This window comes from Qipengyuania citrea (assembly GCF_009828015.1).
In the GTDB taxonomy this organism is placed as follows: domain Bacteria; phylum Pseudomonadota; class Alphaproteobacteria; order Sphingomonadales; family Sphingomonadaceae; genus Qipengyuania; species Qipengyuania citrea.
In genome coordinates, this window is record NZ_WTYG01000004.1 from 277,708 (window position 1) to 302,455 (window position 24,748).

Consider the following 24,748-nt stretch of genomic DNA (forward strand, 5'->3'; position numbering starts at 1 on the left):
CTATGGCCGCGACCCTATCGCGCTGGTTGATCGGTTTCGGTTCGATCGGGCTTCTGGCGATGACCGCGATCATCGGCTGGCAGGTGTTCGGGCGCTTCGTGCTCAACTCGAGCCCGTCTTGGACCGAACAGGCTTCGCTGATCATGATGATCTGGTACGTGATGTTTGCCGCCGCCGCGGGCGTCTATGAAGGCTTCCATATCCGCATCGCGCTGCTCGAGGAAAAACTGGGCGGCCGCGCGCGGCCGCTGCTGCGGATCGTCGCTCTCGTCATCGCCGTGATCGGTCTGGTGCTGCTCGTTTACGGCGCGCAGCTGTGCTGGGCGGTGCGCGGCAATGTCGTGCCATCGCTCGGCGTCAGCCGCGCCGTAGCCTATGTGCCGCTGCCCGTTTCGGGACTGCTGATGACATGGTTCGCGCTGCCACAGCTGCTGACCGGACGTCATCCGGCGGATGATGACAGTGAAGATGCCAGTGAAGGGGAGCGCGGCTGATGGAACTCCTCGTCCTGTTCGGCGTGCTCTTCGCCATGCTCGTCATCGGCGTACCGGTGGCCTTTTCCCTGCTCGCGGCGGCGCTAGCTTGCTTCCTCGCGATGGATATCCCTCCCATCGTCGCGGTCCAGCGCGTCGCCGCGGGGATCAGCGTTTTCACCCTGATGGCGATCCCCTTCTTCATCTTTGCAGGCGACCTGATGTACCGCGCGGGGATCGCCGACCGGCTGGTCCGCGTGGCCGATGCCGCCATCGGGCGCGTGCGCGGCGGGCTGGGGATCGTCGATGTCGGCGCCTCGATGATGTTCGGTGCGGTGTCCGGCTCGGCTATCGCCAGCGCCTCGGCGATCGGCTCGACCATGGTCCCGCTGATGAAGGAGAAAGGCTATCCTGCAGATTATGCGGTCAACGTCACCGTAACCGCGGCGATCGTGGGCCTGCTGATCCCGCCTTCGCACAATATGATCATCTATTCCGCCGCCTCGGGGATCGGCGTATCGATCGGCGATCTGTTCCTTGCCGGCGTCATCCCCGGCGTGCTCACCGGCCTGATGCTGATGCTGGTGGCGTGGCTGGTGGCCAAGCGCGGCAAACTGCCGCTGGGCCGCTTCCCCGGTTGGCGCGAGTTCATCCTCGCGAGCGCCTATGCAATCCCCGGTCTGATGACCGCGGTGATCATCATGGGCGGTATCCTCAGCGGGTTTTTCACGCCTACCGAAAGCTCGGCCATCGCAGTGATCTACACCATGCTCATCGGGACCTTCGTCTATCGCAGTCTGGGCTGGAAGGGCATGTGGGAAGCCGCCGGGAAGTCGGTGCGCACCGCTGCGATGGTCTTGTTCATCATCGCTGCCGCCACCGCCTTCGGCTTCGCGCTCGCGCTGCTCGAAGTGCCCGCCGCGATGGGCGCGCTGATCGGCGTGATGACCGACAATCCGATCCTGACCCTGCTGATCATCAACCTCATGCTGCTGGCGCTGGGCACTTTCATGGACATGGCCCCTCTGATCGTCATCACCACGCCGATCTTCCTGCCGGTGGCGATGGATGTCGGGGTCGATCCGGTGCACTTCGGGATCATCATGATGCTCAATCTGGGCATCGGCCTGGTCACGCCGCCGGTCGGCTCGGTGCTGTTTGTCGGCTCGGCAGTGGGCAAGATCCCCGTGACCGCGCTGGTGAAGACCATCTGGCCGTTCTATCTCACGCTGATTGCGGCGCTGGTAGTGATTACCTTCGTGCCTGCGCTCTCGCTCTGGCTCCCGGGGGCATTCGGCGGGTGATCACAGGGTTACCCCGCGTTTCCAGATCGAAATGACGCGCTGGTCGCTGCGTTCGGCGGCGGTGGGCTCGCCGCTGGCAATGGCGAGCAAATAATCCGCAAAGGCGGCATCGACCGCGTCCACCCCTTCGGCAAGCGCGCAGCCTGCGTCGAAATCGATCCAGCCCGGCTTGGTTTGCGCAAGTGCGGTGTTGGACGAAATCTTGACCGTGGGCACCGGAAAGCCGAGCGGCGTGCCCCTTCCGGTGGTGAACAGCACCAAGGTCGCCCCCGCCGCGGCCAGCGCGGTGGAGGAGACCGCATCATTGCCCGGCGCTTCGAGCAGCGTCAGGCCCGGCCGCGATACAGTGCCGCCATAGTCGATCACATCGACCAGCGGGGCGCAGCCGCCCTTCTGCACCGCGCCCAGCGATTTTTCTTCCAGCGTGGTGATCCCCCCCGCGATATTGCCGGGCGAGGGGTTCTTCGAAACCGGTTGGCCCTGGTCGAGGAAATAGCGCTTGAAGCGGTTCACCAACACGCCTGCCTGCTCGAAAACCTCCGGTGACACGGCGCGCGCCAACAGCGCTTCCTCGGCGCCGAAGATTTCGGGGATTTCGGTCAGCACAAGGCTGCCGTCCGACCCTGCGAGACGATCGCTGAAGCGACCGAGCAGGGGATTGGCAGTCAGCCCTGACAGCGCGTCCGACCCGCCGCATTTCAGCCCCACGGTCAGCGCGCTCGCCGGCGCGTCTTCGCGCATTACCGGAGCGAGTTCAGCCACCAGATCGGCAATTTGCGCAAGCAGGCGTTCGCGCTCGTCGCCCGGGTCCTGCGCGCGGACGAGCCGCAGCTTAGCGCGGCTACGTTCGGGGACGCTGGCAACAAGGTCATCGAGCTGGTTGCTCTCGCAGCCGAGCCCCACCAGCACCACGCCGCCCGCATTGGGGTTGTCGCACAGCGCGGCCAGCAATGCGCGCGTGCCCGAAAGATCGTCGCCCAATTGCGAACAGCCGTGCGGGTGAGCGAACCCCACGATTGCATCCACGCTGCCGCGATGGATTGCGTTTGCTTCGCGCGCCACCAATTCCACCAGTGGTGCAACGCAGCCGACGGTGGGCAGCAGCCAGATCTCGTTACGAGTGGCAAAGCGCCCGTCGGCGCGGCGGTATCCCTGCCAATTGCCCAGTGGTGGGGAGGCTTCCGGGCTCGGCGCAGGCGGCGCAAATGTGCCATACTCCATCTCCCCATCCAGCGCGGTGGCGAGATTGTGCGAATGGACATGCTCGCCCGCTGCGATTGGCTGGCTGGCAAGGCCGATCGGGGCGCCATAGCGCAAGACCGGTTCGCCTTCGTTGTGGGGGCGGAGGGCGAATTTATGGCCTCTCGGGATCGCTTCGGGCAGCCGCAGGACAATTCCGTCCAGTTCGATCCATTCGCCGGCCTTGTGATCGCGCAGTGCGACGCCGGCGCCATCGGCCAGGTGCGAGCGCCAGACATCGGGCAACCTCATCCCTGTGGAAGCGCTGTCGGCCTCGGTCATTGCGCGTCGCTCCTTATCCCCCTGCCTGACCGGTTGATTTCCTCTCCGGTAAGCGGCAGAAACCGCTCTTGACACCGGTTACCATAATTCATCGCGGGAGAGAAGAATGAGCACGCCCCTGAAGCTGCATGAGGATCGCCTGTTCCCGGCGGAGCCCGGCATCCGCGCGCTTGCGTGCGAGCTCTATGCCGATGTCGCCGATCTGCCGATCATCAGCCCCCATGGGCATACCGACCCGGCGTGGTTCGCTCATGACGAGCCGTTTGGCAATGCGACCGAATTGCTGCTGCATCCCGACCATTACGTGTTCCGTATGCTGTATTCGCAGGGCATTGCGCTGGAGGATCTGGGCATCGGGGGAGGCGGGGCCGATCCGCGTGCCGCGTGGCGCATCTTCGCCGAGAACTATCATTTGTTTCGCGCCACGCCTTCGCGGATGTGGCTCGACTGGGTCTTCGCCGAGGCCTTCGGCATAGAGGTGCGGCTCGATGCGGGCACGGCCGATCTCTATTTTGATACGATCACCGAGAAGCTGCAGCAAGACGATTTTCGCCCGCGCGCGCTGTTCGACCGCTACGGCATCGAAGTCCTCGCCACGACGGAAAGCCCGCTCGACCCGCTCGACCATCACCGCGCCATTCGCGGCAGCGGGTGGGGCGGCCGGGTCATTACCGCCTATCGCCCCGATCCGGTGGTCGATCCCGAGTTCGAAGGCTTTGCCGACAATCTGCGCGCATTCGGTGACCTCACTGGCGAGGATACGCTGTCATGGCCGGGCTATCTCGCCGCGCACCGCCAGCGGCGCGAATACTTCGCTGCGATGGGGGCGACCTCGACCGATCACGGCCACCCCACCGCGGCAACTGCCAATCTGTCCGATGCCGACGCGGCGGCCCTGTTCGAGCGCGTGAAGCACGGGGGCGCCTCCGCCGCCGATGCCGAACTGTTTCGCGCGCAGATGCTCACCGAAATGGCGGCGATGAGCGTGGACGATGGTCTGGTGATGCAGATCCACCCCGGCAGTTTCCGCAACCATAACCACCAGCTGTTCGCCGGGTTCGGCCGCGACATGGGGGCGGATATCCCCACACGCACCGACTATGTGCAAGCGCTCAAACCGCTGCTCGACCGGTTCGGGAACGAGGTGGGACTTTCGATCATCCTCTTCACGCTCGATGAAAGCGCCTATGCGCGCGAACTGGCGCCGCTGGCGGGGCATTATCCGTGCCTCAAGCTCGGCCCGGCGTGGTGGTTTCACGACAGCCCTGAAGGCATGCGCCGCTTCCGCCAGATGACCACCGAGACCGCCGGCTTCTACAACACGGTCGGCTTCAACGACGATACGCGCGCCTTCCTGTCGATCCCCGCGCGGCACGACGTCGCCCGGCGGGTCGATTGCGGCTTCCTTGCTCAGCTTGTCGCCGAACACCGAATCGAGGACTGGGAGGCCGCCGAGGTCGCCCGTGACCTCGCCTATACGCTGGCGAAGCGGGCCTACCGCCTGTGAGGCTCGGGCCCGATACGCTGGCCCACCTGCCTGCCGATGTCGGCACATGCCCTTACGACCGCGACGCGCAGAAGATCGGCATTGTCCATTTCGGGATCGGGGCGTTCCACCGTGCGCATCAGGCTTGGTATACCGATTGCGCAATGGCGGCGGGGGACCGCGACTGGGGCATATGCGGCGTTTCGCTCCGCTCGCCCGACGTCGCCCGGCAGCTCAATCCGCAAGACGGGCTTTATACGCTAACCGAACGCCAGGGCGAGGCTACGCTAACGCGCGTTATCGGGGCGGTTCGCGAAGTACTCTACGCCCCCGATCAGGCCGGGGCGGTAGTTACCCGGCTCGCTGATCCGACCTGCCATATCGCAAGCTTCACCGTCAGCGAGAAGGGCTATACGCGCAGCCCTGACGGCGGGCTCGACCTCATCGCGGGACGCAGCAGCTTCTATCCTTTGGTGGCGCAAGGACTGGCCGAGCGCCGCGCGCGCGGACTGGGCGGCCTCACGCTCCTGCCCTGTGACAATCTGGCGGAAAACGGCAAGGTGCTGGCGCGGCTGATGGAGCAGTGGCTGGCGGCGGACATGCCCGACATGGTCGAGTGGTTCCGGCGCGAATGCCGCGTTCCCTCGACGATGGTCGATCGCATCGTTCCGCGCACGGCGCCGCAAGCGCTGACCGCGCTCGAACGACACCTTGGCATGCGCGATGCCGGTGCGGTGTTTACCGAAGGCTTCAGCCAATGGGTGATCGAGGACGACTTTGCAGGGCCACGCCCGCAATGGGAACGCCACGGGGTGCAACTGGTCAATGACGTGGCCCCCTTCGAGACCGCCAAGCTGCGCATGCTCAATGGCGCGCATTCACTGCTGGCCTATTGCGGTCTCGAGGCAGGCCATACCTATGTCCACCAAGCCGTCGCCGATCCCCGCCTCGCCGCACTTGCCGAGCGGCTGATGCGCGATGAAGCGCTCCCGACGATCCCCGCCGCACCCGGTCAGGATCTGGCGGCCTATGCCGGCCAATTGATGCAGCGCTTTGGCGACCCCGCGTTAATGCACCGGCTCGACCAGATCGCCATGGATGGTTCGCAGAAGATCCCGCAGCGCTGGCTCGACACGGCCGCCGTCCTGACACGCCGCAGCCTGCCCTGCGACGCGATCGCTGCAGGTTTTGCGGCCTGGGTGCGTCACCTTGCCGATGGCCGCTGCGTCGATGATCCTCACGGTGAAGAACTGCATGCGATTGCCATTACGGGAGGCGCACGCGGTATCGTCGACCGGTGCTTGGGGGCAGGAACCGGCATGACGGCGCTATGGTCCGGCTACCAGCATCTGGCACAGACCCTGTTATCAGCCGAACGGGAAGATTGAGATTTCAATTCCGCTCAGGCTTAAAAAAACCTTTCCGGATACTTACGGCTGCAAACCAGATATTATCCAAAACACGTTTACCGCGATAAGTATTCTGATATTGAGCAAGTACAGGCGATAGTTAATAAGCTAGTACTGATATAACTGCCTCTTAGATGCCGTATAGCGTCAACAATACCAGTCTATACTTCACAATATTGCCGTTTATCGCGATGGTTAAGTCATAACTTTTTCAATCAATATCTTGAGGTTGTTGTTTTACCGCATCTCGAAGGCAGGTTCGGAAGGGGTTCGGACATAACTTGCCCCCTAATCGGGCGTTGGAGGTCAAGGCCCGCCAATGCTCGTTTCTGTAATCGGCATATTGATACTGGCAGTGACAGTGCTCGATGCGCTGCTCACCGTGCTCGATGCGAACGGGCGCAGCCTGTTTTCGACGCGCGCCTACCGTTTGTTCTGGTGGATCGGCCGCCACTGCGCGAAACTGCTGCCCTATCCGGTCGCCCAGCGCGCGCTGAGCATGGCCGCACCACTGATGATCGCGTTGATGATCGTCCTGTGGGTCAGCGGTATCGTGACCGCCTTCGCGCTGATCTTCTTCGGCGGCCTGTCGGTTGGCGATTTCATCACCGGGGGCGGGTCGCAGCCGAGCCTCGCTGCTGCTTTCCGGCTCAGCTGGGTCACGCTTTCGACGATCGGTTTCGTCGAGATCAGCCCGTCGAACATGGCCTATTCGGTCGCAGTGGCGCTCGAGGCGCTGCTCGGCAGCGTGCTGCTCACTTTCTCGATCACCTACTTCCTCAGCGTGCACCGGCGGATACTCGATTACGACCGGGTGGTCGCCGATCTGCACCACCGAATGGACGGCCGCGACGATCCGCTGGAAATCGTCGCCGAGCGTTATGCCGCCGAGGATATCGACGGGCTCGAACGCTGGCTCGAGCGGTTGCATGACGGGCTGATCGGCATGCACCAGGGCCTGGCCCGGTATCCGATCGTCTATTTCTACCGGCCTCAGGAGCGCGGGCGCAGCCTGCAGAAGACCCTGCAGGCGCTGGGCCGGATCGCTGACGGGCTCACCCACTGCCTGCCATCGCCGTCGCGGTCCGACACCAGCCCGGCCTTGCGCGCGCTGACCGCGGGAATGAGCGACCTGGTGGGCGATTTGCGCGAAGCCTATGCGCCGATGCCCGTGGGGCCGACACCGCAGCCGGTATCGCGCGCCGAATTCGAAACCACGATGCGCAGCGACACACTGCAGGGCGCGCCATCGGTCATGCGTTACCGCGAAATATGCCACGCGCTGGGTGACGTCGCCGACACGGACAGTCGTCCCGGCGATGCTTATACCCGCTATCGCAACTGGTTCCTTGCCGATCGGCAGACCCGCGCGTTCGTCGCGGCGGTCAGCCACGATCTCGGCTATGACGAAGACCTGCGCCCGCGGCGATCGTCCTATCTGGCAGCCCTGCTCAACCGCGGGCCCAAGCAAGGTCCCCAGGCGCTGCACGCCCGGCGAGCGCAGCCATGAGAATACCGATCAACTATTCGGCCATTCTGGGACGGCTGCGGATGCGGGTCCATCGCGCGTTCTGGATCGCGCCCATGCTGGCGATTTTCGGGGCGATCGCCACGGCGGCATCGGTCGCGCGGCTGGACTTCACCACTTCCGCAAGCCTTGGCGGCGTGCTGACCACGGGCGGCCCGGTGGGAGCGCGCAATCTGGTCGAGATCGTGGCGACCACCTCGCTGACCGTGGTCACGATCGCCTTCTCGGTGACGATCGTGGCGCTGCAGGTCGCGGCAGCGCAATATTCCCCGCGCGTCCCGCGGCAATTCATCCGCGACCGCGCCACGCAGTTCGTGATGGCGGTGTTCATCTTCACCTTCGTCTACAGCCTCACGGTGCTCCGCTCGATCCACGAGAAGGAGGGGTTCGTTCCCCAATTCGCAGTGACGCTGGCGTTCCTCTTCGCGCTCGCGAGCGTCGTCGCCTTCGTTTATTTCATTCACCACATCGTCCACGCGGTCCGGATCGAGCAGGTGCTGCGGCAGGTCGAAGAGCACACCGTCGCGTCGATTTCCGCCAATTACGAAGCGCTCACCGACGACGACCCCAAACCCCAACTGCCCGACATACCGGCACATGCGGTGCCGGTCCTCGCGCCGGCTTCGGGCATCATCCAGCGGATAAATCCCAGGCTCATGCTGCGCTATGCGCAGAAAGAGGACCTCGTTATCGAATACACCTACCTGCTCGGCGACCAGGCGGTGATGGATACCGCGCTGGCGTGGGTGTGGACGCGAGATCCCGACCGGGAGCAGCCCGATCCCACGGGCGATTTGCGCAAGCGCGTGATCCGGTCGTTGCAACTCGGGCATGAGCGCAGCGTCCAGGCGGATGTCGCCTTCGGGCTGACCCAGCTGGTCGATATCGCCCTGCGCGCGGTTTCGAGCGCCATCAACGATCCCACCACCGCTCGTGCATCGATCCGCTCGGCGGAAATCGTGCTCGTCCAATTGTCCAAGCACCGGCTGGGCGACCGGCTGATCAAGGATGACGATGGGATCGTGCGGGTCGCAGTGCCACGGCGGTCTTTCGGCGACTATCTCGACATGGTCGTCACCCCGCTCAGGAACACCTGCCCGGCCGACATGGCGGTCATGCTGCGCCTGTGCGAAATGCTCGAGGATGTCGGCCGCGCCGCCGCGCATCGCGCCGAGCAGCGCGAACGGATCGCCGCGCAGATCGAACTGGTGAAGCGGGCTGCCATACGCGCCGTCGAAGAACAGGCCGACCTCGACAAGATCTTCCGCGCCGCGCATTCGGTCGAAGTCGCGCTGGCGGGAAAGCCGCCGCAGCTGTCATGACCCTGCGCCCGTCCACCAAGGTTCGCGTGGCGACGTTCTTCCTCCTCGGCGGTGTGACCAGCACGCTGTTCTACTGGATCGTGGGGCTGGCCGCTTTCCTGCTCGCGGTCATCTTCTCCGCCCGTTTCTACACCGAGGTCCTGTGGTTCGACGATATCGGCTATCTCGATGTCTATCTGACCATCGTGAAGACCAAGATCTGGATGGGGGTGGTGCCGTTCCTGTTCATGGCGGCAATGGTCGCGGGCAACATGCTGCTGGCGCACAAGCTGGCCCGGGTCGACCGGATCATTTCCGCGGACGAGCGGCGCGTGGACAGCTGGCGGCGCACGGCCGAACCCTATTTCCGGCCTATCGTGATTACCATCGCGCTGATCTGCGGCCTGCTGCTCGCGCTGCAGACCTATCCGCATTGGCAGGACTACATCCTGTGGGCGAATGGCGAGCAGTGGGGGCGTAACGATCCGCAGTTCGGGCGCGATCTCAGCTACTTCATGTTCGAGCTCTCGCTGCATGTCGCGATCAATCACTGGCTTTTCGTCTGCGTGCTGGTGGTGCTGCTGCTGACCGCGCTGACCAGCTATGTGTTCGGCGGCATAAGGCCGCAGGCCCCCAACTCGATGCTGCCGTTCCAGGTCAATCTGCATCTGTCGGCGCTCGTCTTCGCATTGATGGCGCTGCTGGGGTGGGGGATGCTGCTGCAATTGCACTTGCTCAGCTATTCCGAGCGCGGTGTGGTGACCGGGCTGGGGTTCACCGATGCCAATGCCAGCCTGCTCGCCTACAAATTCGTCGCCGCGGCAGTGGTTGCCGGCTTCGTGATGTTCCAGGTCAACATCCGCCGACCCGGCTACATCATCCCGACCGCGATCATCGTGTATCTGATCCTCGTGGGCCTCTCGATCGTGCGGTTCTATCCCAACCTGTTCCAGCTGATCATCGTCGAACCGCAGGAGCTCGAACGCGAGCGGCCCTATATCGAGGACCATCTCCAATTCACCCGCTACGGTTTCGCGCTCGACCAGGTCGAACGCCGCACCGCGTCGATTGCCGACACGGGCGATCTGCAGGCGATCGCAGGCGACCGGCGCCTACTTGAATCGCTTCGGCTGTGGGACCCTGCAACGCTGCTGATCAATTTCCGCGAATTGCAGGCGTTCCGGGCCTATTTTGATTTCACCGACATCGATGTCGATCGTTACCGCATCGACGGTGAATTGCAGCCGGTCATGATCGCGGCGCGCGAGGTCAATACCGAGAACCTGCCCGAGCATTCGCGGCGCTGGCAATCCGAACGGATGATCTACACGCATGGTTACGGCCTCGTGTCGGCATCGGCGGTCGAATCGACTCCGGCAGGCCTGCCGAAATTCCTCTCGGGCGACGCGCCCAGCGCCGGGATGGGGCCGCTGTTCGTACGCTATCCGCAGGTCTATTTCGGCGAAAATTCGCCCGAGTTCTCGATCGTCGGGACCAAGACGATCGAACTCGACCGGCCGCAGGAAGGGCGCAGCTTCGCCAAGCACGATTACGCTGGCGGGCGCGGGGTTTCGATCGACGGGCTTGTCCCCCGGCTGCTGTTCGCCACCCGGTTCTGGGACCTGCGGCTGGCGGTGACGACGCTGCTGGGGGACGACAGCCGCATTCTGTTCCACCGCAATGTACGCGACCGGGTCAAGCGCGTGGCACCGTTCCTCGAAGTGGATTCCGACCCCTATCCGGTCGCCGCCGACGGACGGATCAAATGGGTCATCGATTGTTACACGACCAGCGACATGATGCCCTATTCCAAGCGGGTGAACCTGGGCGATCTGTCGCAGGTCTTCCAGGGCAAGCAGGAAGATTCCGGGATCATCCCGGCCGAGTTCATCCGGCTGCTGGAACGGCGCACGCAGCGCGCGAACTACGTGCGCGGCAGCGTCAAGGCGATCGTCGATGCCTATGATGGCAGTGTGACGCTGTACGTCACCGACCCGGACGACAAACTGCTCCAGGCCTGGCGCCGCGCCTTTCCCGACGCCTTCACACCGGTCGAAGAAGCCAGCGCGGAGATCAGGGCGCATTTCCGCTATCCGCAGGACCAGTTCCAGATCCAGTCGGTGATCTGGGCGGATTATCACATGCGCGCGCCCGACGCCTATTATGCGCGCGAGGGTGCCTGGCAGATCCCGCAGGACGCCAATTTCATCTCGCTGCGCCGCGAACGCGCGCGGCTCGGCCACGAACAGCGCAATGCCGACCTGCGGCCCTATTGGCTGAAGACCCGCTTTCCCGGCGAGGAAGACGCCGAATTCGCGATCGTCCAGCCGTTCAGTCCCGAAAGCCGCAACGTCCTGTCGGGCTATCTGGTCGGGGGCAGCGACGGCGACCGGCTGGGGCGGCTGACCTCCTACGAATTCGCTCCGGACACGACGGTTGTCGGGCCCTCGCAGGCGCAGGCGCGGATCGATCAGGATCCGCGGATCTCGGCATGGATGACGCTGCGAATGCAGTCCGGTTCGCGCGTCTCGCGTGGCAAGCTGCTGACCGTGCCGCTCGACAATGCAGTGCTCTATGTCCAGCCGCTGTTCGTCCAGGCAGACAAGTCGAGCGTGTCCGAACTGCTCGGCGCCCAATTGTCCAGCGTTCCCGAACTCAAGCAGGTCGTCATCGTCTTTGGTGACCGGGTGCTCATGCGCCCCACGCTGAAAGGGGCGGTCGCCGCCCTGTTTGAAGACGAGGGCGAAGGCGCCGCGCCCGATCAGGCAACTGCGGATACCGAAACACCCGCTTCCCCCCAACCGACGCGCAGCAACTAGGCGAGAAAGGCCCAGCCATGCTTACGATCATCCTCATCCTGGTCATCGTGGTCATCCTGGCCAGCCTGATCGTCGCCGCCCTGCGGCGCCACGACAGCAACAACTATTTCGATCAGGATCGCCAGCCGTTTTACGCCGAGCCCGACGAACTGGTCGATTGCGGCCTGCTGTATTCGCAGAAGGACTACGAAGGCAAAGAGTCGCACACCTATACGGTAACCCCGGCGGGGGAGGCCGGGCTGCGAGCGTGGCTGCGCGAGCCGACCAACGATCCCGGCTTCCTGATGCGCAATTACGCCGGGATCGTCGAACGGCACGACCCGCTCGAGGTGGCACGCAGCCGGCGCCCCATCCATGCCGCCCGCAAGGCCGAATACGAACGCCTGGAGCAGTTGCTCGTGAACCGGCCCGAGTGGCGCTACGCGCTCGCCGCCAGCCGGCTGGGCATACGCTTCGAACGTGCCTGCCTGACCTTCTGGAACGATGTCGCGAACGAGCATTCGGCCGAGCGCCGCGACCAGAGCGAAGCGGAGTAACCCCATGCTGCTCATCATCCTGATCATCGCCTGCATCCTCGTCCTGCTTGCCTATCTGGTGGTCACCGTCAGGCGGCACGACCGGAACGCCTATGCCGATCGCGAGCGCGACCCCTTCTACAGCGAAATGGCGCGGCTCGCGGCGGCCGGGCTGCTTTACGAGGAAGAGGAACGCAGCATCGGGCGGCAGCGCCACTCGTTTATCGTAACCCCGGCGGGCGAAGCCGTGCTGCGCAACTGGATGCGCGAGCCGATGAACGAGCCGGGCCTGCTGCGGCTGTATTTCGCAGGCATTGTCGGCCCGGCGGATGTGGTCGCCCTGGCGCGCGAACAGGCGGCCAAATGCACCGAGCGGCTCGCGAAATTCGACCGCGTCGACGAGCTGTTCGGCCGCAAGCAGGGCTGGGAGGACGAGCGCGCGCATCTCGAGCTGGGCCGACGCTTCGAAACCTTCTGCCTCGAATTCTGGGAGCGGCAGGTCGACCAGCCATTCAACGCTCATCTGTTCGCCGATGACGGCGGCGAGAACGAGGATCCGGGGATGAGCGACAAGGCACCGGGCACTGGGTCACAGCACGACGACACGGCCTCAGCCGACCGATCCGGCAAGGATTAGGGCCCCGCCCGCGATCCCCACTGCAAAGGAGGAAACCATGAAGAAGCTCAACACCCTGGCCGCGGCGACAGCCGTATCGGCGTTAAGCGCAGGATATGCGGCCTGTGCACCATCAGCCGCAGCTGCGCAGGATGGCGGCGCAAGCGGCTCCGGGTCGCTGGTCGAACAGGCCGACGCCGTGACCCGGGAGACCAGCACCGCCGAAATCGTCCAGCGCTCCGACCAGTCGGGTACGTTGGGCGAAGTGACGGCGATCGAGCTGTTCACCGGCCGGCAACTACAGCCCGACCCGGCCCGCGGCATCTTCCAGAAGGCGCGCGGGGCGACGGCGCGGATCACCTATCTCGGGGTCGATAATGCCGCGGCCATCTACCAGAGCGACGACGCGGGTGATGGAGCCGACGGTTCGTCCGCGACGATCCGCCTTGGCAATGACAGCGCTGCGGGCACCGACAGCACGGCCTATATCGACCAGCGCGGCGACAAGGGCGTGGTCGATATCCGCCAGCAGGGCGATGCCAATTTCTCGGTCGGCATCCAGCACGCCAATCCCGCGGGCAGCGCCAGCGGTGCGGAACAGACGCATACGCTTGCGGGTCACGACCATCGCAGCGAAATCGTCCAGGAAGCGAGCGGTACGCTGGCCGACGTCACGCTGTCGCAGGGCGGGGGCAGCACGGGCCAGGTGCGCCAGACCCAAATCGGCGCCAAGGCGTCGATCGCGATCAAGAATGGCCCCTCAAGCCGCGCGCGACTGGTGCAGACCGGTTCGGGCCGGGGTAACGTGGCCGACGTCGATGTGGATGGCGGCGAGAACACCACCGATATCTCGCAGCGCGGCGAGGATGGAGCGCACGAAGCCAGCGTGGCGCAGGCGGGCGAGAAATCGGAAGTTGCCATCGTGCAGGAGGGCCGGAAGGGCAATGTCACCACGATCGACCAGAACGGGACCGATGGCAGCGCGGTGGTGCGGCAGGAAAATTCGCCGAACAACAAGGCGCAGATCGATCAGGCGGGCGCGGGTTCGGTAAGCCTGGAAGGGCTGATCGAGCAGAGCGGCGCGGGCGGCAACAATTCGGCCGATATCGACCAGACCGGCAGCACGCATACCGCGGTCGTCCGCCAGCGTGGCGCGGGTGGCGGCAGCGTCGCGGGGATCGACCAGTCGACCGACAACACCGACGAGAACGAGGCGACGGTCGACCAGGTCGTAGATGCCGCTTCGGGTACCGACACGGTCGACATCGATCAGGGCGGCAGCGCGAACCGCGCGACGATCGAGCAGAGACGCGGGGGCGGCGACACGGGCAGCAATGCGAGCGTCACCCAGCCGGGTGGCCGCGGCCGCGCAACCGTGGCCCAGGAAGGGCCCGCGCTGAAAGCCCAGATCGACCAGAACGGCAACGCCAACGAGGGCGAGATCAGCCAGAAGGGCACGGGCACCGCCGGCGAAGCGTCGATCAAGGCAGGCAGTGGGACCGACAACAACATGGCCCGCATTTTCCAGGAAACGGGCGGGACGATCGCTTCCATCGACCAGACTTCTCCCAACAACGAGGCGACGATCGAACAGGCCAATGCGCAGCCTGAGGCGGGGACGGTCGAAGCCGATATCGACCAGAGCGCGGATGTGCAGAATATCGCTTCGATCGTGCAAACGGGTGGGGGCACCGTCCGCAGCGCTTCGCTGGCGCAGTCGGGCCGCGAAAATGATGGCGCGATCGACCAGTCGGGCGCGGCGAACGGCATGACCGCGAACGTCCAGATGGCGGGAGATCTCAATACGGTGCAGCTAACCCAGGACGCCCAGGGCAATGGCAACCTCCAGGCCGAACTCAAGCAGCAGGGCGACGGGAACTCGATCACCTGGGACCAGCGCGGCAGCGAACTGGGGGCCACCGTCACGCAGCAAGGTTCGGGGAACGCGGTCGAAGTGACTCAGTCGGGCAGCGGTTACGATGTCAGCATCACGCAGAACGGCGACAACAACAGTCTGCGGATCACCTATGCCGGTCCGTCCGAGGGCGGGGGCGGATTCACCGTGGTGCAGAACGGCGGAGAAACCCGTCATGCAGACTAGCCTCTGGCTCGCTTTCGCAGGATTGGTTGCGGCCGGGCCAGCTGCGGGGGGTGCCGGCTGCGAAAGCTGCGCGGAAAGCTATTGCAGCGATGCCGGTGCAGCGCCGCAGGGAACGCTGGTGACGAGCAGCGCGACGATCGGCTTCGCGATTGCTGAGGACGGTTTGCGGCTGACCGTGCGCCATCGCGGATCGCGCGCCGAAACCGTCCTCGACCTGCCCTATCCTGCCCCCAAGCGCGCCCACCACGCGGACGAGGGCGGGGCGGGCGACGCCTGCGATCCGCCGGCCGGTTAGCCCCTGGGGCCGGCACCCGACAGGCGGATTCGCGCTTCTTCGGCGATGGTTTCACCGATTTCGGTATAGAGTTCGGCAAAGGCCGCGGAGGACCGCCAGGCGACGCCCACGCTGCGATATTCCTGCCATCCTTCCGGTTCGGCGATGCGGACGACATCGAGCCCGCCTGCATCGGAGCGGATGTAGAGTTCGGGCAGTATCGCCAGCCCGACGCCCGAGCCGACCATCTGCTGCACGGCGTCGAGGCTGGTGCCTTCGTAATCGGCCAGCACGGTGGCATCCAGATGTCCGCAGATAGTCTCGAGCTGGCGGTGGTAGTGGTGACGGTGGTCGAGCGTGAGGAATGTCCGGCCAGCGAAGTCGGCAGCGGCCAGTCGCGGTCGTTCGTTCAGCGGATCGTCGGGCGGGACCACGATGCGCAGCGGCTCGCGGAACAGCGGTTCGATGGCGAGACCCCGGCCCGCTATGGGCAAGGGGGAAAGCACCATGTCGAGTTCGCCGGCCGCCAGTTCCGCGTGCTGCTGGTCGGGGATGCCTTCGCGGATGTACAGCCGCAGCCCCGGATAGCGCCGATGCAGCGTCTTGATCACGCTGGGCATGAGGTAGGGGCCGAGCGTTGGCGTCACTCCGAAACGGATCGATCCCACGAAGCGTTCGGCCGCGCGGTCGGCGGCATCATCGAAGTCGCGCACCGCATTCTGTACATTGCGCGCCGCGCTCAACAGGTCGCGTCCTGCCGGGGTCAATTGCATGCCCTTGGGGACGCGTTCGAACAGCTTGAGCCCCAGGCTGGTCTCGAGCGTCCGCAACTGCTGGCTCAAAGCCGGCTGGGTCAGCGCAAGGGCGTTCGCCGCCTCGCTCATATTGCCGGTGTCGGCGAGCTTCGCGAAGATCGCGATCTGCTTGAGAGTAGCCATGCTCTCCCATTAGCTTTTCTTATGAGCTCGGCGCAAGAATTCGAATTGGATTATAGTGCGGGCACCGCGCATATCGGCTCGACACAACGATGGAGAGCGACATGACCAAGAGGTCACCCGATGAAAAGATCATGAAGCCCTATCTGCGCCGCATGCTGCGCGAACATCGCGCGCTCAATCGGCTGATCGATACCACCAAGGCGATCGGCGCGACCGAGGACGTCAAGGCAATGAAGCGCCTCAGGCTGCGTCTCAAGGACAAGATCGCCTCGCTCCAGAACCACTATTACGGGCGCAGCTTCCCAAGCTGACCCGCAGGCGGCGGCCGAACTTCCCCTCCCCAACCAAGCTCAGGAGCCGGCCGTCGCCTTCTCTCCCATGACCCTACTCACTTCCACCGAGCGCTTGCGCGCCTTCATCGCCAGCGAGAGCGCGGGCGGCATCGTTCTGATCGTCGCTGCCGCGGTGGCGCTGGCCATCGCCAATTCCGCGCTGCTGCCCGCCTATGAGGCCTTCCTCGCCACCCCGGTGGTATTCAGCGCGGGCAGTCTGGTCGCGATCGACAAGCCGCTGTTGCTGTGGATCAACGACGGGCTGATGGCGCTGTTCTTCTTCCTGATCGGCCTCGAGGTGAAGCGCGAGATCGTGACCGGCCAGTTGCGCAGCTGGAAACAGGCGTCGCTCCCGGTCTACGCCGCGATCGGCGGCATGGTCGTGCCGGCGCTGGTCTTCGTGGGCCTCAATCTCGGTTCACCGGAAAACCTGCGGGGCTGGGCAATCCCCGCGGCGACCGATATCGCCTTCGCGCTGGGCTTGCTCGCGCTGCTCGGATCGCGCGTTCCCGTCGCGCTGAAGGCGCTGCTGCTGGCGATTGCAATCATCGACGATATCGGCGCGATCGCGATCATCGCGCTGTTCTACACCGAGAACATGAACCTTGGCGCGCTCGCCCTTGCCTTGGTGCCGGCTGCAGGGTTGCTGCTGCTCAACCGCGCGGGTGTTGCCCGGTCGATTCCTTATTTCCTGCTCGCTGCATTCCTGTGGATCTGCGTTCTCAAGTCCGGCGTGCACGCCACGCTGGCCGGTGTGGCCACCGCGATGTTCGTGCCCATCGCGGTCGGCGACGAACGTCCGCTCGAGCGGCTCGAACATGCGTTGCACCCCTGGGTGGCCTTCCTGATCCTGCCGATCTTCGCCTTTGCCAATGCCGGCGTGTCGTTCGCCGGGGCCGGGATCGACGCGTTGCTCGCACCGCTGTCGCTCGGCATCGCCGCAGGGCTGGTCGTCGGTAAGCAACTCGGGATATTCGGGGCCTGCTGGCTGGCGGTGAAAAGCGGGTTGGCGACGCTGCCCGCGGGTGTGGGCCTGCGCCACGTCTATGGCCTGTCCTGCCTTGCCGGCATCGGTTTCACGATGAGCCTGTTCATCGGCAATCTCGCCTTCGTCGATCCCGGACAGATCGCCGCGGTCAAGTTCGGCGTGCTGGGCGGATCGCTGGTCTCGGCGCTGGCAGGCATCCTGGTCCTCCGGTTTGCTGTGCGCCGGGCCGATGGTACCGTTACTATATGATATCTGCTCTTTTATTCACCGTCTTCGGTCTGGTCGCGCTTGTTTTCGGCGGCGAATTGCTGGTGCGCGGCGCGGTCGCGCTGGCTGAGAAGGCGGGCGTCAGCGCTTTGGTCATCGGGGTGGTGATCGTCGGTCTCGGCACGTCCATGCCCGAACTGGTGACCAGTATCGAAGCTGCCCTTATGGGATCGCCCGCGATCGCCTGGGGCAACATCGTCGGCTCCAATATCGCCAACAGCCTGTTGATACTGGGCGCTGCCGCGCTGGTGGCCCCGATGGCGATTGCCTCGACCAACCGCTGGCGCGATCCGGTAGTGGCGCTTGCCGGCAGCGTGGTACTGTTCCTGCTCGCGCTGACCGGAGTGGGCAGCCTGGTCATCGGAGTGCTGCTGCTGGCGGCCCTCGCCGGCTATATCGCCTGGTGCTACCGCGAGGAACGCCTTGCCGACCCTGCAGTGGTTCATAATGCGCCTTACGATCGGGCGCAGGCCCTCGAATTGACCGATACAGGTCTGCACGGCGCCCGCAATGGCTGGACGCGGCCGGTGATGTTGACGCTTATCGGGCTGGCGGTGCTGGTCGGTGGCGGCCGCCTGCTGGTCGACGGGGCGATCAATCTCGCGCGGATCGCGGGGCTGAGCGAGACCCTCATCGGTCTGACCATCGTCGCGATCGGCACATCGCTGCCCGAACTGGTCACTTCGGTTGTCGCTGCGCGCAAGGGGCAGCCCGAAGTCGCGTTCGGCAATGTCGTCGGCTCGAACATCTACAACCTTCTGGGGATCGGCGGCGCCACGATGCTGATGGCTCCCGGTGCGGTCCCGGCAGGGCTGCTGCCGCTCGATATCGGCCTTGTCGTAGCCAGCGCGGTGGTCATCCTTTTCCTCACCGCAGCCCGCGGAGTGTCGCGCCTGCCCGCTTTCGCGCTGCTGGCGGCGTATGCCGGCTATCTCGGTTTCCTCGTCCTCACCGCATGAACCAAAGGAGCATAACATGATGTCTCGACGCAATGTACTCGCCGGTGCCGCAGTGGCCGGCGGCGCGATGGCTGCCGGTACCGGCATGGCCGCGGCCCAGGCCCCGCAGCCCGCCCGGCTGGCCCCCGTGGTCGACGGCAAGACCGCGCTCTCTCCCGATCAGGCGCTCGAACTGCTGATCGAGGGCAATCGCAACTTCCTTAACGACGTGCCGACGGCCGCTCCTGTCGGACGCGAGCGCCGCCTCGAGATCGCACAGGGACAGGCGCCGTTCGCGGCCTATGTCACCTGTTCCGACAGCCGTGTCTCGCCCGAAATCCTGTTCGGCCGCGGGCTGGGCGAACTGTTCATCATCCGCAATGCGGGCAACACCGTCGATACGGTGGCGCTGGGCTCGATCGAATATGCCGTGGCAGAGCTGGGCGTGCCCCTGATCGTGGTCATGGGCCACGAATCCTGCGGCGCGGTCAAGGCGGCCAAGGCAGTCGTCGACGACAACGCCACCTTCCCGGGCAGCATCGGCCGCATGATCGAACCGATCATTCCCGCGGTTCTCGAAGTCCGGGGCAGCGAGGGCGACATGCTGGACAACGCCATCCGCGCGAATGTGTCGCGCGTGGTCAAGCAATTGCGCACCACGACCGACCCGCTGCTGCTCGACCCGCAGGCGGCGGGCAAGCTCAAGGTCGTCGGCGCGCATTACGACCTCGACACCGGCAAGGTCGACTTCTTCGACCAGCCGTAGGCGCCAAGGCGTGTCCCGGTCCCCGGCCCGCCGCCGCGCGGGAGGGGCACCGGGGCGCGATTGCCAGACAGTATTGCTGAACGAAGGCGGCGCGATACCAGTGCCTGCGCACCGCATCCCTCGTGCCCCACAGCCGTATCCTCGCCGGTTGACCGACCGGCTCGGAGTTCGCGCCGGACGGACGTTCGCCTTTCTCAAGAGGGGATTCGGATATCGGCCCGAGAAGCCAGTGGCGGAGACGGAGGGATTCGAACCCTCGATACCCGTTACCAGGTATGGCTCCTTAGCAGGGAGCTGGTTTCAGCCACTCACCCACGTCTCCGCATGTCGCATGGTCCGGCGCTGCCGGTTGCGAGGGGCGCGCTATAGCCACGGTATCCCGGCCCATCAAGGGGAGTTTTGCGGCAAGGCTGCGGACACCGCCCGACCCCCGAAACGACTCGCTTCGCCGCATTTCCGATTCGGTTCATCGCCGTTTCATTGCCGGGGCGCTCAAAGGGGATTCTTCTCACGGCGCAGCTGTCTGCGCCAGCGCCGCCGACACGGAGGGATCGATGACCACATTCACACGCAACTGGCCGCGCCTTGGCCTTGCGCTCGCCGCATTCGGGCTCGCCGCCGCCCCGCTGGCCGCACAGGTCGAGACGATCGATCCGAACAATGCGATCGATGGCGACCTGGTCGAACAGCCGGGCGACCAGCCAGTCTATGGCGATCCGGCGCCGACGCCGAGCTACACCCCCGCGCCGCAGGCGGCCGCGCCCGCCGAGGGCCCGGCGGAAACCTATGCCGACCAGCCGCAATGGTCCGAGCAATCGGCCGAACAGGCCGCGGGCGAAGCGGTTAACGGCGCCGGTGTCGACGATCCCGCGACCACTTACCGCGAGGACGATTTGATCGGCGCGGCGGAGGGCGTGTTCGGCAAGGGCGCCGAAGGGGTCGCCAAGATGATCCGCAACCTGCTGGCCGACCAGGGCGAGCCCAATGCCTATATCGTCGGTCGCGAGGCGGGCGGGGCGTTCATCGTCGGTGCGCGGTACGGATCGGGCACGCTCTACCACAAGGTCGAGGGCGAACAGCCGGTCTACTGGACGGGCCCGTCGATCGGTTTCGACGCCGGGGCGAATGCCGGCAGCACCTTCGTGCTGGTCTACAACCTCTACGACAGCGAGGAGCTGTACGAGCGCTATCCCGCGGGCGAGGGGCAGGCCTACGTCATCGGCGGGCTCACCGCCAGCTATCTGCGCAAGGGCGACATCGTGCTGATCCCGATCCGGATGGGCGCCGGGCTGCGGCTCGGGGTCAATGCGGGTTACATGAAGTTCTCCAAGAAGCATCGCTGGCTGCCCTTCTGAACCACGGCGCACAAGACGCCCTTCGGACCGCCCAACCATAATTCGCACGGGCACGGGGCCGCAGCGGGATTTCCTGTTGCGGCCCTTGGCATATCGGGCGATGAGGCGGGCATGCTTGACCAACTCGACGCCCAGTCTCCCGACGCGCTGCTCGCGCTCATCAAGATGCACGCACAGGACCCGCGCGAGGACAAGATCGACCTCGGCGTCGGCGTCTATCGCACCAATGACGGCGCGACGCCGGTCTTCCGCGCGATCAAGGCGGCCGAGCAGAAGCTGGTCGATACGCAGGATTCCAAGAGCTATCTCGGGCCCGAAGGCGACACCGGCTTCGTCGATGCGCTCAAGCCTTACATCTTCGGCAAAGACGCCGCGATGGGTGGCCGCCTGGAAGGGATGCAGACGCCGGGCGGCACCGGCGCGGTGCGGCTCGCAGTCGCGCTGTCGAAGGCGGCGGGCGTGCAGCGCGTCTATCTCGGCACGCCGAGCTGGCCCAATCACGCGCAGATCCTCGAGGACGTGGGCGTCGAAACCGGCACCTTCCGCCATGCAGCCCCGGACGGCACGGCCGATATCGACGCGCTGCTCGACGTGATCGCCAATGCGCGCGCCAGCGATGCGGTGCTGCTGCACGGTTGCTGCCACAATCCGACCGGGGTCGATTACACTCCCGAGCAATGGGACCGGATCGCGGACGCTCTGGCCGATAGCGGCGTGCTGCCGATCCTCGATGTCGCCTATCACGGCCTCGGCCTGGGGCTGGAAGAGGATGTCGCGGGCGTCCGCAAGGTGCTGGCCAAGGTGCCCGAAGCGCTGGTGGCCTACAGCTGCGACAAGAACTTCGGTCTCTACCGCGACCGCGTGGGTGCCTTCTACATGATCGCGAAGAGCGCGGACGATTTGCCCGCGATCACCTCGAACGCCAATGCGCTGGCGCGGGCCAACTGGTCGATGCCGCCCGATCACGGCGGCGCGGCGGTGCGCACCGTGCTGCGCGATGACGCGCTGACCGCGACCTGGCTCGACGAGCTGGCCGAGATGCGCGAACGCATGCGCCGCGTGCGCGAGCGGCTGGCCGCGGCGGACAACGACGTGCCCGGGCTCAATCTCGCGACGCTGGCTCACCAGAACGGCCTGTTTGCAGTGCTGCCGCTGTCGAAGGACCAGATCGTCAGCCTGCGCGAGGACCACGGCATCTACATGGCCGGGTCGGGCCGGATCAACGTGGCTGGCCTGCATGAGGGCAACACCGCCAAGTTCATCGCCGCGCTGGCAGACGTCACCGGGAACTGAACGGCGATGGATCGCCAGCCGATCCTCGAGACCGAGCGGCTGGTCCTGCGCCCGCTGACCGAGACCGATCGCGAAGCGCTTCATGCCATCGCGTCGGACCCGGCGGTGTGGGAACAGCACCCGATCCACGACCGCTGGCGGCGCGAGGTGTTCGACGCCTTTTTCGACACCTGTCTGGCCAGCGGGGGCGCGCTGGCCGTGCTCGACCGGCGCGACGAGCGCATGCTCGGCATGACGCGTTTCGACCGGTTCGATCCCGACGAGGGCGGGGTGGTCGAGATCGGCTGGACCTTCCTGGCGCCGCGCTGCTGGGGCAAGGGCTACAACCCCGAGATGAAGCGCGCCATGCTGGCTCATGCGTTCGCAAGCGTCGCACTGGTCGAATTCCGCGTCGGCGACACCAACTACCGCTCGCGCAATGCGCTGGAGGCGATCGGCGCGCAGCGCACCACCCGCTACGAACTGGAGAAGTACCAGGGCAAGCGGGTGATCCATCTGGTGTACGAGATCGACCGCGAAGCTTTCACTGGCGGGCCGCTGGGCTGATGTAGGACGAATGTAGGACTGCCGCCCCCAAGTCCTGTCACATGGACCGCATGTTACACGGTCCAGACGGAAAAAACGGCGGCAGGTGACCGCATCTGCCGAACGGGAGGATCGCAAGGGGCGAGAGGGCTGCGGCATCCTCCAGCGTTGAGCAGATTTTGCGGGCGTAGGAAAATCGCCACGCTTCGCTTTCCATTCGCCGCCAGTGTGTTTATTGCGAGCGCTTCTCAAAAGGAGGAATCAATTTATGCGTAAACTCGTTCTCGCTTCCGCCCTCTCGGGTGCGATGCTCTCGCTGGCCGCCTGCTCGGGCGCTGCCGACGAAACGGCCGAGACGACCGACACCGCCGAAGTCGAAACCATCGATGACGCCGCGGCCGCCGAAACCGCCGCCGTGCTCGACGCGAACACGGCCACTGCCGAACAGCTCGCCGCGCTCGACGGCGTCAGCGACGAACTGGCTGCCGCGATCGTTGCCGGCCAGCCCTATGCCAGCGTGACCGATCTCAACGCCGCGCTGCTCGAGACGCTGGGCGAGGATGAAGCCGCACAGGTGCTGGTCGATGTCTTCGTGCCGGTCAATCTGAACAGCGGCACCGAGGAAGAAATCCGCCTCATCCCCGGCATGACCGACAAGATGGTCCACGAATTCGAGGAATACCGTCCGTATGCCGACATGGGCGTGTTCGATCGCGAAATCGGCAAGTATGTCGACGAAGCCGAAGTCGAACGGTTCAAGAACTACGTCACTCTCTGACGGCGCTGCAGCGCAACCCTGACGATCTCGATCGCGGCCAGGATCCCCACGTGGATCCAGGCCGTGGTCGGATCGAAGGCCGACCAGACCCAGTGCAGGAAGGTCAGGATCGCGGCGGGATAGACCAGCCGATGCAGCCGTTTCCATGCCCGCTTCATGCGCCGCACCGACAGGTCGTTGGACGTCAGCGCCAGCGGCAGGAACAAGGCGAAGGCGGCCCAGCCCGCGACGATATAGCCGCTCGACAATTCGGCCAGCACGAATTCGGGCGAACCCTTGCGCACCAGGTAGATCGCCGTGTGCAGCGCGGCATAGGCAAAGCTGGCCACGCCGATATCGCGGCGCCGGCGCATCAGCCAGAGCGTCCAGCTCTGCCGCCGCAGCAGCAACCGCAGCGGGGTGACCGCCAGCGTCGCCATCAGCAGCCAGGCCGCCCAGTCGCCGCTGTCGCCGATCGCGTGGCCATAGCCGTAGAGATCGGGCGTGAAGGTCCAGCGTCCGGCGATCCACAGGCCGGGCAGGGCAAGCACCAGCCACAGCAGCGGGCGCGAACCGGCGAAAGCTTTCAGCATTGTCTTGTCGGTACCCGTATCAGCCGGCGAGGCTCTGCATCCGCTTGAGATAGCGTGCGAGCACGTCGATCTCGAGATTGACCGTATCGCCTTCGGACAGGTCGCCCAGCGTGGTCACTTCGCCCGTATGGGGGATGATGTTGAGCGCGAAGCGTACTTCGCCGCCGGGTTCGTCCTCGACCTCGTTCACGGTCAGCGAAACGCCGTCGATGGTGATCGACCCCTTTTCCGCGACGAACGGGGCAATGTCCGCACCAGCGAGGATTTCGAGCCGGGTGGACCCGCCGATATCCTCGGCCAGCACCACGCTGCCCACCGCATCGACATGACCGGTGACCAGATGGCCGCCCAGTTCATCGCCCAGCCGCAGCGCCGGTTCGAGATTGAGCCGGCGGTCCGCATGCCACTGGTCCTGCGCCGTGCGGCTGACGGTCTCGCCCGAGACGTCGACCGCGAACCAGGCATCGCCTTCCTCGCCGCCCTTTTCGACAACGGTCAGGCAGACGCCCGAACAGGCGATCGAGGCGCCGATATCGATGCCCGCCGGGTCCCACGGACAGGCCACAGTGACCCGCAGGTCGCCCTTGTCCTCTGCCGTGGTGATGGTGCCGATGGCGGTGACGATCCCGGTGAACATGCGTACTCCCTG

General features: G+C 65.2%; 23 protein-coding genes and 1 tRNA gene. 19 read left to right on the forward strand and 5 right to left on the reverse strand.

Features of this window, described 5'->3' with window-relative positions:
• Window positions 1–2: 2 nt before the first annotated feature.
• Both GRI55_RS13320 and GRI55_RS13325 read left to right on the forward strand, forming a co-directional pair.
• On the forward strand, window positions 3–494 hold the full coding sequence (locus tag GRI55_RS13320; RefSeq protein WP_237452539.1) for a TRAP transporter small permease: 492 nt from the start codon (window positions 3–5) through the stop codon (window positions 492–494).
• Window positions 494–1,777: a TRAP transporter large permease gene (locus GRI55_RS13325; protein ID WP_050599173.1), complete on the forward strand. Its 1,284-nt coding sequence runs from the start codon at window positions 494–496 to the stop codon at window positions 1,775–1,777. Before GRI55_RS13320 ends, GRI55_RS13325 begins: the two co-directional genes overlap by 1 nt.
• On the opposite strand, the gene GRI55_RS13330 is transcribed toward GRI55_RS13325, so the two are convergent.
• Window positions 1,778–3,298 carry a UxaA family hydrolase gene (locus GRI55_RS13330; protein ID WP_237452540.1) on the reverse strand — a complete coding sequence of 507 codons (1,521 nt, stop codon included), beginning with the start codon at window positions 3,296–3,298 and terminating at the stop codon, window positions 1,778–1,780. It abuts the gene before it with no gap.
• 106 nt (window positions 3,299–3,404) lie between these two features.
• On the opposite strand from GRI55_RS13330, the gene uxaC reads away from it, so the two are divergent.
• The 9 genes from uxaC to GRI55_RS13375 all read left to right on the forward strand — a co-directional run bounded on the left by uxaC (window position 3,405) and on the right by GRI55_RS13375 (window position 15,368).
• Window positions 3,405–4,805, forward strand: coding sequence for a glucuronate isomerase (gene uxaC, locus GRI55_RS13335; RefSeq protein ID WP_160767498.1), 1,401 nt, complete (start codon window positions 3,405–3,407; stop codon window positions 4,803–4,805).
• Complete coding sequence (locus tag GRI55_RS13340) at window positions 4,802–6,172, forward strand: mannitol dehydrogenase family protein (protein WP_160767499.1); 1,371 nt, start codon at window positions 4,802–4,804, stop codon at window positions 6,170–6,172. The genes uxaC and GRI55_RS13340 overlap by 4 nt, the downstream gene beginning before the upstream one ends.
• Before the next feature lie 340 nt (window positions 6,173–6,512).
• A complete protein-coding gene (locus GRI55_RS13345; RefSeq protein ID WP_160767500.1) occupies window positions 6,513–7,703 on the forward strand; it encodes a two pore domain potassium channel family protein in 1,191 nt (396 codons plus the stop codon).
• The gene (locus GRI55_RS13350) at window positions 7,700–9,043 is read left to right on the forward strand and encodes a DUF2254 domain-containing protein (protein ID WP_160767501.1); all 1,344 of its coding nucleotides are present in this window, start codon (window positions 7,700–7,702) and stop codon (window positions 9,041–9,043) included. Before GRI55_RS13345 ends, GRI55_RS13350 begins: the two co-directional genes overlap by 4 nt.
• Window positions 9,040–11,841: a UPF0182 family protein gene (locus GRI55_RS13355; protein ID WP_160767502.1), complete on the forward strand. Its 2,802-nt coding sequence runs from the start codon at window positions 9,040–9,042 to the stop codon at window positions 11,839–11,841. Before GRI55_RS13350 ends, GRI55_RS13355 begins: the two co-directional genes overlap by 4 nt.
• 17 nt (window positions 11,842–11,858) lie before the next feature.
• On the forward strand, window positions 11,859–12,377 hold the full coding sequence (locus GRI55_RS13360; protein ID WP_160767503.1) for a hypothetical protein: 519 nt from the start codon (window positions 11,859–11,861) through the stop codon (window positions 12,375–12,377).
• 4 nt (window positions 12,378–12,381) lie between these two features.
• Window positions 12,382–12,993, forward strand: a complete 612-nt coding sequence (locus GRI55_RS13365) for a hypothetical protein (protein ID WP_160767504.1) — start codon at window positions 12,382–12,384, stop codon at window positions 12,991–12,993.
• 37 nt (window positions 12,994–13,030) lie between these two features.
• Window positions 13,031–15,073, forward strand: a complete 2,043-nt coding sequence (locus tag GRI55_RS13370; RefSeq protein WP_160767505.1) for a hypothetical protein — start codon at window positions 13,031–13,033, stop codon at window positions 15,071–15,073.
• On the forward strand, window positions 15,063–15,368 hold the full coding sequence (locus GRI55_RS13375; RefSeq protein WP_160767506.1) for a hypothetical protein: 306 nt from the start codon (window positions 15,063–15,065) through the stop codon (window positions 15,366–15,368). Before GRI55_RS13370 ends, GRI55_RS13375 begins: the two co-directional genes overlap by 11 nt.
• Here GRI55_RS13375 and GRI55_RS13380 read toward each other — a convergent pair.
• Entirely contained in the window at window positions 15,365–16,285 is a 921-nt protein-coding gene (locus GRI55_RS13380; protein WP_160767507.1) for a hydrogen peroxide-inducible genes activator, read from the reverse strand. The genes GRI55_RS13375 and GRI55_RS13380 overlap by 4 nt on opposite strands.
• Window positions 16,286–16,386: 101 nt before the next feature.
• Here GRI55_RS13380 and GRI55_RS13385 point away from each other — a divergent pair, with 101 nt between their 5' ends.
• The 4 genes from GRI55_RS13385 to GRI55_RS13400 all read left to right on the forward strand — a co-directional run bounded on the left by GRI55_RS13385 (window position 16,387) and on the right by GRI55_RS13400 (window position 19,576).
• Window positions 16,387–16,596 carry a YdcH family protein gene (locus tag GRI55_RS13385; protein WP_160767508.1) on the forward strand — a complete coding sequence of 70 codons (210 nt, stop codon included), beginning with the start codon at window positions 16,387–16,389 and terminating at the stop codon, window positions 16,594–16,596.
• 67 nt (window positions 16,597–16,663) lie between these two features.
• Window positions 16,664–17,854, forward strand: coding sequence for a Na+/H+ antiporter NhaA (nhaA, locus tag GRI55_RS13390; protein WP_160767509.1), 1,191 nt, complete (start codon window positions 16,664–16,666; stop codon window positions 17,852–17,854).
• On the forward strand, window positions 17,851–18,831 hold the full coding sequence (locus GRI55_RS13395) for a calcium/sodium antiporter (RefSeq protein WP_160767510.1): 981 nt from the start codon (window positions 17,851–17,853) through the stop codon (window positions 18,829–18,831). Before nhaA ends, GRI55_RS13395 begins: the two co-directional genes overlap by 4 nt.
• A 19-nt stretch (window positions 18,832–18,850) precedes the next feature.
• Window positions 18,851–19,576 (forward strand): carbonic anhydrase, encoded by a 726-nt coding sequence (locus tag GRI55_RS13400; RefSeq protein ID WP_082847502.1) that lies wholly within the window; start codon window positions 18,851–18,853, stop codon window positions 19,574–19,576.
• A gap of 230 nt (window positions 19,577–19,806) precedes the next feature.
• Here GRI55_RS13400 and GRI55_RS13405 read toward each other — a convergent pair.
• A tRNA-Ser gene (locus tag GRI55_RS13405) sits at window positions 19,807–19,898 on the reverse strand.
• 232 nt (window positions 19,899–20,130) lie between these two features.
• Here GRI55_RS13405 and GRI55_RS13410 point away from each other — a divergent pair.
• From GRI55_RS13410 to GRI55_RS13425, 4 genes are all read left to right on the forward strand, one after another.
• Entirely contained in the window at window positions 20,131–20,931 is an 801-nt protein-coding gene (locus GRI55_RS13410) for a DUF1134 domain-containing protein (RefSeq protein ID WP_160767511.1), read from the forward strand.
• 111 nt (window positions 20,932–21,042) lie between these two features.
• Window positions 21,043–22,224: an amino acid aminotransferase gene (locus GRI55_RS13415; protein ID WP_063505942.1), complete on the forward strand. Its 1,182-nt coding sequence runs from the start codon at window positions 21,043–21,045 to the stop codon at window positions 22,222–22,224.
• A gap of 6 nt (window positions 22,225–22,230) precedes the next feature.
• The gene (locus tag GRI55_RS13420; protein WP_063512479.1) at window positions 22,231–22,770 is read left to right on the forward strand and encodes a GNAT family N-acetyltransferase; all 540 of its coding nucleotides are present in this window, start codon (window positions 22,231–22,233) and stop codon (window positions 22,768–22,770) included.
• 247 nt (window positions 22,771–23,017) lie between these two features.
• Window positions 23,018–23,527, forward strand: a complete 510-nt coding sequence (locus GRI55_RS13425; protein WP_063506529.1) for a type II secretion system protein GspK — start codon at window positions 23,018–23,020, stop codon at window positions 23,525–23,527.
• Here GRI55_RS13425 and GRI55_RS13430 read toward each other — a convergent pair.
• Window positions 23,512–24,099 (reverse strand): protein-methionine-sulfoxide reductase heme-binding subunit MsrQ, encoded by a 588-nt coding sequence (locus GRI55_RS13430; protein ID WP_160767512.1) that lies wholly within the window; start codon window positions 24,097–24,099, stop codon window positions 23,512–23,514. The two genes, GRI55_RS13425 and GRI55_RS13430, sit on opposite strands and share 16 nt — an antisense overlap.
• Before the next feature lie 19 nt (window positions 24,100–24,118).
• Complete coding sequence (locus GRI55_RS13435; protein WP_160767513.1) at window positions 24,119–24,736, reverse strand: riboflavin synthase; 618 nt, start codon at window positions 24,734–24,736, stop codon at window positions 24,119–24,121.
• Window positions 24,737–24,748 lie beyond the last annotated feature (12 nt).

Bases quoted from the DNA above. Each gene is read 5' to 3' on its own strand.
- GRI55_RS13385 (WP_160767508.1), top strand. From the start codon at position 16,387: ATGACCAAGAGGTCACCCGATGAAAAGATCATGAAGCCCTATCTGCGC.
- GRI55_RS13425 (WP_063506529.1), top strand. From the start codon at position 23,018: ATGCGTAAACTCGTTCTCGCTTCCGCCCTCTCGGGTGCGATGCTCTCG.
- GRI55_RS13415 (WP_063505942.1), top strand. From the start codon at position 21,043: ATGCTTGACCAACTCGACGCCCAGTCTCCCGACGCGCTGCTCGCGCTC.
- GRI55_RS13325 (WP_050599173.1), top strand. From the start codon at position 494: ATGGAACTCCTCGTCCTGTTCGGCGTGCTCTTCGCCATGCTCGTCATC.
- GRI55_RS13370 (WP_160767505.1), top strand. From the start codon at position 13,031: ATGAAGAAGCTCAACACCCTGGCCGCGGCGACAGCCGTATCGGCGTTA.
- GRI55_RS13360 (WP_160767503.1), top strand. From the start codon at position 11,859: ATGCTTACGATCATCCTCATCCTGGTCATCGTGGTCATCCTGGCCAGC.
- GRI55_RS13430 (WP_160767512.1), bottom strand. From the start codon at position 24,099: ATGCTGAAAGCTTTCGCCGGTTCGCGCCCGCTGCTGTGGCTGGTGCTT.
- GRI55_RS13400 (WP_082847502.1), top strand. From the start codon at position 18,851: ATGTCTCGACGCAATGTACTCGCCGGTGCCGCAGTGGCCGGCGGCGCG.
- GRI55_RS13320 (WP_237452539.1), top strand. From the start codon at position 3: ATGGCCGCGACCCTATCGCGCTGGTTGATCGGTTTCGGTTCGATCGGG.
- GRI55_RS13420 (WP_063512479.1), top strand. From the start codon at position 22,231: ATGGATCGCCAGCCGATCCTCGAGACCGAGCGGCTGGTCCTGCGCCCG.
- GRI55_RS13410 (WP_160767511.1), top strand. From the start codon at position 20,131: ATGACCACATTCACACGCAACTGGCCGCGCCTTGGCCTTGCGCTCGCC.
- nhaA (WP_160767509.1), top strand. From the start codon at position 16,664: ATGACCCTACTCACTTCCACCGAGCGCTTGCGCGCCTTCATCGCCAGC.
- GRI55_RS13375 (WP_160767506.1), top strand. From the start codon at position 15,063: ATGCAGACTAGCCTCTGGCTCGCTTTCGCAGGATTGGTTGCGGCCGGG.
- GRI55_RS13345 (WP_160767500.1), top strand. From the start codon at position 6,513: ATGCTCGTTTCTGTAATCGGCATATTGATACTGGCAGTGACAGTGCTC.
- GRI55_RS13330 (WP_237452540.1), bottom strand. From the start codon at position 3,298: ATGACCGAGGCCGACAGCGCTTCCACAGGGATGAGGTTGCCCGATGTC.
- GRI55_RS13350 (WP_160767501.1), top strand. From the start codon at position 7,700: ATGAGAATACCGATCAACTATTCGGCCATTCTGGGACGGCTGCGGATG.
- GRI55_RS13355 (WP_160767502.1), top strand. From the start codon at position 9,040: ATGACCCTGCGCCCGTCCACCAAGGTTCGCGTGGCGACGTTCTTCCTC.
- GRI55_RS13395 (WP_160767510.1), top strand. From the start codon at position 17,851: ATGATATCTGCTCTTTTATTCACCGTCTTCGGTCTGGTCGCGCTTGTT.
- GRI55_RS13435 (WP_160767513.1), bottom strand. From the start codon at position 24,736: ATGTTCACCGGGATCGTCACCGCCATCGGCACCATCACCACGGCAGAG.
- GRI55_RS13380 (WP_160767507.1), bottom strand. From the start codon at position 16,285: ATGGCTACTCTCAAGCAGATCGCGATCTTCGCGAAGCTCGCCGACACC.
- uxaC (WP_160767498.1), top strand. From the start codon at position 3,405: ATGAGCACGCCCCTGAAGCTGCATGAGGATCGCCTGTTCCCGGCGGAG.
- GRI55_RS13365 (WP_160767504.1), top strand. From the start codon at position 12,382: ATGCTGCTCATCATCCTGATCATCGCCTGCATCCTCGTCCTGCTTGCC.